Origin of the sequence: Cupriavidus sp. WS, from assembly GCF_000395345.1 — a bacterium.
Taxonomy (GTDB): domain Bacteria; phylum Pseudomonadota; class Gammaproteobacteria; order Burkholderiales; family Burkholderiaceae; genus Cupriavidus; species Cupriavidus basilensis_B.
In genome coordinates this window covers 1-5048 of record NZ_AQPL01000618.1, presented here as the reverse complement: position 1 = coordinate 5048, position 5048 = coordinate 1, and the positions used below count along the sequence as shown (strand labels likewise).

Below are 5048 nucleotides of genomic sequence, written 5' to 3'. Positions count from 1 at the left end.
GGATGGTGGCAACCGCGTCGGCGTGGGCGCGCTCGCCAGTCGTGGCGCGTTCCTGGGCGGTCGCCAGCGCCGCCTCCAGTTCGCCACGGCGTGCGGCCTGCTCATCGGCGCGCGCGATGGCCGCAGCCTGGGCGGCGCACGCTTCGGCCAACGCGGTGTCGCGCGCGGCAAGCTGGCCGCGCACCTCGCTCAGTTCCTGGCGCAGCAGCTCGACCCGCAGTTCGGCCTCGGCGCGGGCGGCCTGCGCGGCCTCGGCCGCCGCCTGCGCCTCGCGCTTGAGGCGCACCACGTCGTCGAGCTGCACCGCCACCGCGGCCTGCCACAGCGCGCGCATCTGTTCGGCGATCTCGACCGGGATCTCGGGCAGCGCCAGGTCGGCCAGGCCCGCGCGCACCACCTCGGCCTCGATCGTGTTGAGCGTGCGCGACAGCGTCGCCGGGTCGCCGCCGCCCAGGCGCGCGCGCAGCTTGCGCACCGACACCGCGCGGCGGAAGCGCGCGGCGGTGGGCGGCGCCGCGTCGCCGGCCTCGGTCAGCATGGCCAGCACGGTGGCGCGGATCTGTTCGGGGGTGGCGGCGAGGCGGGGCATGGCGACTTCCGTGCGTGATTTTCACGCTATCTTACGCACGATGCTAACGTTATGAAAGCCATTTTTGTATGGCTTGTGGAAGCCAAAGACCGATAAATTCTATTATCTTGCCGAAACGAGGGCTTCGGCGCCCACGGGCGCGCTTGGTCGCCACGCGGGCCCGGCCAACGTTCCAAAAAATAGGAAAAAGGACCAGTCAGCAAGTGACTGATTTGACTGGGGTTTCAGGTGTTCGTCGCCCGGAAATCCGCATGGATGCTAGAGGTGGCTACACCGGTAAACTGCGCGGGAATCAAGGGGACCCCGGACAGGATGATGACCCGCAGCGGCGTGGCCGGGCAACGATGAACCTTGAAGGTCTCGTACATCACGCCGCGATACAACTCGATCGCGGGAGCTGCATGATCGAGCTTTGTCGCAGAACAAGCCAGCAACAGCAGTGGGGGAGGGAAGGCCGGTACGTCCGGCTCGAAGAGTGAAAGCTGCTGAACTTGCATGCGTGGCACTGGAAATGGAAGGTGTGCTTCCAAATCTACAGACCTCGCCCGCGAGTCAAGGGAGCAGAGCGACAGCCGGTGTCTATCAGTCTTTGCTTGCCTCCTTTCTCCCGCGGGCCCGGGTCGGGGCGGCGGCGCCGGCGGCATCATCGTCTTGACCTGATCTGGGCGCGGCTGTCGCGGAATCTTGCGTTTGCTCAACCGCTTCGCGGAGCGCTTTCAGCTCTGCCTGGGCCGCAGCTGCTGCGCCTACAGCGGAGGTCAATTGCTCCCGGGTAGCTTGGTGTGCCGTGTGCGCGGCGACTAGATCGGCATGAGCCTGTTCTTCCCGCTTCTCAACGGTGGCCAGTCTTGCCTCAGCCTGGGACTGCGCCGAAACCGCGGCCGCCCGCTGCGCATCCGCAACTGCTGCCGCCCGCTCCGCCACCGCAACAGCAGTCGCAGCCGTCTTGTCGGCCTCTACCCGCGCGGCCTGTTCGGCTGCCAGCAAGGCGCGAACCTCCGAGAGGTCGGTTTCGAGACGAGGTACCGCCTCGACTCGAAGCTCCGCCTGCACGAGCTGCCGACGGACGGCCGCGAGCTCATTCCGCTCCCGCTCGAGTTCCTGGTTCAACCGGGCCATCTCCGCCAGTTGCTCTTCGCCCTTGCCAGCGAGGACATCGCGCTCTTTGGTCACCTGCAACAGCTGCTCAGCGAGGGCGTCGCGTTCAGCTTCCAGGGCCTCGCCGTTTGCGCTGAAGACCGCCAGCTCCTTCATGGCCTGAGCCAGGTTCGCTTCTGCCTCGCTCGCGGCTTCTTCCGCGGCCTTCGATAGCTCCGTTCCCAAGGCCTGCAGCAACCTAGTATTCGGTTCGTTGATTTTTCGAGGTGCCGGCTTGTGCTGAGCGGCCCATACCGACCAGTGCCGATGGATAGTGTTCATGCTGCCCGTGGCCAGACGCTCGAGCACAGCGCGCAAAGTGGGCTTTTGCCCTTCAGCCAGAAGAGCGTCTGCAGCGGCCGCCACCCTCTCGTAGGAAACTCCAACTCTAGCCATATGGGCTCCGTATCGTATCGTATCGCGTATTCTGATGATACGATACGATACGCGTTACGGCAAAGTTTTTCTCCCGATGTCTAAGGAGTAGGGAAGCCGCCCCCCGGCCGCCAGAGCTTGGGCCCCGCTGCCGAGTCGCGGGAGGCGGAAATACACATCTGTGGCCACGCCATGAATGCGCTGCAGTCTGGCCTCCTGCGCAGCCCTCAGCGCCGATGTGTTCTCTATAATGTGTTGCACACCTGTCGAAGCACTCTGTCGTCCAACACAGGCAGCGCCTGGCTTTGTATCCCATACAGCGGTGCCAGAACCCCATTTCGCAAATGGGCTGGTTGTAGCGCTGCGCCGATAGCGCGCCCGAGTTTATCAATGCTATCTTGATCGGCCGCACCAGTTCGCGCCGCTTCGATCCAATTAAACAAGCTATTTTGATGCGGGATTTCAAGGCCTCAGAACGCAATAGCCGTAAACCTACCATTCCTTCGCAGAATAAAGGTTATGTTAAATAAAGGCCAATCATGACTTTCGAACATGCAAAATGTCCGTTGTGTCTGGACCAGATCGCTGAGCGCAGTCGCCTCCCTGACCGCGGTTATCAGTACCAGTGCCCGGCTTGCGGTGGGCCGTTTGAGGTGAGCGCCCTGGCCCAGAGGCGAGCCGGCAAAGTCGGCATCCACCCCGGCGCCCGCGCCAAAATGCAGCAGCATCTATTGGATGGCAAGCGACCACGCGTAGTCTTCGTCAATACGACCCCGAACAGCTACTATGAGGTCAGAGAGGTTAACGCCAGCGAGCAGACAATAATCAATTGAGTAAACGATTCTGCTCCTCCGGATTTTCGGTATCGAAACTCGCACGGAACACATGAAAATCTTGCCACCGGAAGGTCTGAGCGTGGACCAGCTAATTGCAGCATTGCAGGCGATCTCACATGAGGGGTTGGGCAGCGCGCCGGTCCACGTACTCGTGGGCGGGACAACCACGGGTACCGTGCGCTCTGTCGAGCCCATCCATGGCTGGCATACAGCTATCGAGGTGGCCGCCGTGCTAATGGCCGACAACGACAGCGACGAGGCGGCCCAGGGCCACCCTCCGAGCGCGAGTGCACCATGACCGGCACTCAAGAAAACCAACGGGCGGAAGAGCGCGCGGCGCTAGAGCGAGAGCGCCGCGCGTTTGACCGACGGCAAGCCGCCTTCATCGCTGTCACCCGGCAATTTGTGCCTTCGGGCAGCGGTGTGCCGGCGCAGCAGGACTTGGCCGAGTTGTTTGCCGCTGACTCGGAGTGGGACGCCGCTCGCGCTGACGTGGAACGGATCGTCGGCGAGATCCGCTCGGGCACCCGCAGGTAAGGAAAGACTAGGACGAACGATCGACGCGTGCCAGCCGAGGACCACAGCAACGTATCCCGATCCGCCCGGATAGGCTCCAGATCGGAGCCTGCAGAGCACGAAACAGCTGGCCAGCCTGAAGGCTGCCGATGGCAAGGTTGGCCCTAGCAAGGCCGTGCTAGAGGCGTTGGCGGACGGAATGGCGGCGCTGAAGCGCCAGCACCCGCCGCCTCCCCGAAGATGAGGCCCGGGTCCAGGCGCTGTTCGACGCCTTCAGCCGGGCCATCCCGCAAACCAACCGGGACACACGCGAATAGTGCCCCTGTTGGCGATGGGCATGGCCTGGCGCATGGGGACGAACGCCACTTTTCTCAGCGTGCACATTCTCGTGCTCTTTCTCGGCTCAGCTTTCCCCTGGCGCCCATCTCAAGGCTGGTCGTAGACCCACACCGAGCCGTCCGTGAGGCGCACGGCGACGCGCAGCTTGCCGTTAGCATCCTGCGTTGCCTCGAAATCGGCCCCCTGGCCGACGCACGGCAGCATCAACGTCGAGGGCACGAGGCCGCTCAGGTCGAGCAGCGACAGCGCGGGACCGGCGAGGCCGACCAGGAAGTTCTGTGTCGCCTGCAGCTTGGTCAGCGTCGGGACGGCGCCGGGCAATGTCACATAGGGCGCGTTTGGCCCCTGGGTGACAATCATGCCTATCCCGCCCTGATAACCATAGAAGGCACCATACGGGTCGGTTGCCGTGGCGGGGATGGCCCCGAGGCTGAGCCGGGCCTGATTCAGATACCAGTAGCTCCAGCCGGCATTCCCGGCGTTCAGTACCAACCGTTCGCCGGTCGAAAAGAATCCCACGGCACTACCGTCGGCAAACGGACGCGCGTCGACGATGTGCTCGCCGGACGGAGAATCGAAATTCCGCCGTGCGGTCACGCCGACCTGCTGTGCCCACCAGGATGCGTCCGTCGCGCACCACCCGGTCGTCATGATGCTGGCCCCGCCGGAGGTCTTCACGAACCGGCGCCCGGCCGTCGCATCGGCCGCATATTGCGCGCAACCGGTCAACGTGAAGTCCGCGCGCGGATTGGCGAAGGCCGCGTCGAAGCTGCCGAACGGCACGCTCGCGCCATCGGCACCGAGTTGTACCACCACCGCCGAATTCGCCGGATCCGTATCCGCCGCCAGCCACACGCCCCGGGCCACCGCCGGCAGCGCCGTGGCGGGCTCGACCGGCCCTTCGCCGGCCACGCCGAAGCGCTCCAGCCGCGCCGGCTGGCTGCCGTCGGCGCTCAGCCGCCACACGCGCGTGCTGTCGATCGCCAGGCTGACCACCGACGGGTTGGCGATGGGCGCATCCGGCAGGCGTGTCCATGCGCCCGTGGACGTCAGCGGCAGCGTGCTGCTGTTGGTGCGGCCGTCCGGATAGGTCGCCGTCAGCGTCAGCGTCGCGGCATAGGCGTCGACCTGTGCGGCATCGATGCCGATCGTCACGCCGGTGCTGGTGGGCATGCCGACGATGGTTGCGGCCGTGCCGCTTTGCTGGATCGACCACGCCAGCGTCGCCCGGCCGGCGAGGTCCGCGCCCGGCCCGT

General features: G+C 65.0%; 6 protein-coding genes. 2 read left to right on the top strand and 4 right to left on the bottom strand.

What is annotated here, in order from left to right; translation table 11 throughout:
• From K206_RS0135710 to K206_RS40385, 3 genes are all read right to left on the bottom strand, one after another.
• Nucleotides 1–589, bottom strand: a 589-nt coding sequence (locus tag K206_RS0135710; protein ID WP_020207032.1) for a DNA-binding protein, incomplete at its 3' end; no start/stop codon positions are given.
• 224 nt (nucleotides 590–813) lie between these two features.
• Complete coding sequence (locus tag K206_RS0135705) at nucleotides 814–1086, bottom strand: hypothetical protein (protein ID WP_020207031.1); 273 nt, start codon at nucleotides 1084–1086, stop codon at nucleotides 814–816.
• A gap of 85 nt (nucleotides 1087–1171) precedes the next feature.
• Entirely contained in the window at nucleotides 1172–2122 is a 951-nt protein-coding gene (locus tag K206_RS40385) for a DNA-binding protein (protein WP_081651632.1), read from the bottom strand.
• A 518-nt stretch (nucleotides 2123–2640) separates the two neighbouring features.
• Between K206_RS40385 and K206_RS43440 the strand changes: the two genes are divergently transcribed.
• A complete protein-coding gene (locus K206_RS43440) occupies nucleotides 2641–2934 on the top strand; it encodes a hypothetical protein (protein WP_155888413.1) in 294 nt (97 codons plus the stop codon).
• 297 nt (nucleotides 2935–3231) lie between these two features.
• Nucleotides 3232–3474 carry a hypothetical protein gene (locus K206_RS0135690; RefSeq protein ID WP_020207028.1) on the top strand — a complete coding sequence of 81 codons (243 nt, stop codon included), beginning with the start codon at nucleotides 3232–3234 and terminating at the stop codon, nucleotides 3472–3474.
• A 405-nt stretch (nucleotides 3475–3879) separates the two neighbouring features.
• Here the strand turns inward: K206_RS0135690 and K206_RS44520 are convergent.
• Nucleotides 3880–5048 (bottom strand): hypothetical protein (locus tag K206_RS44520; RefSeq protein WP_043367876.1); only part of this gene is annotated, 1169 nt, incomplete at its 5' end.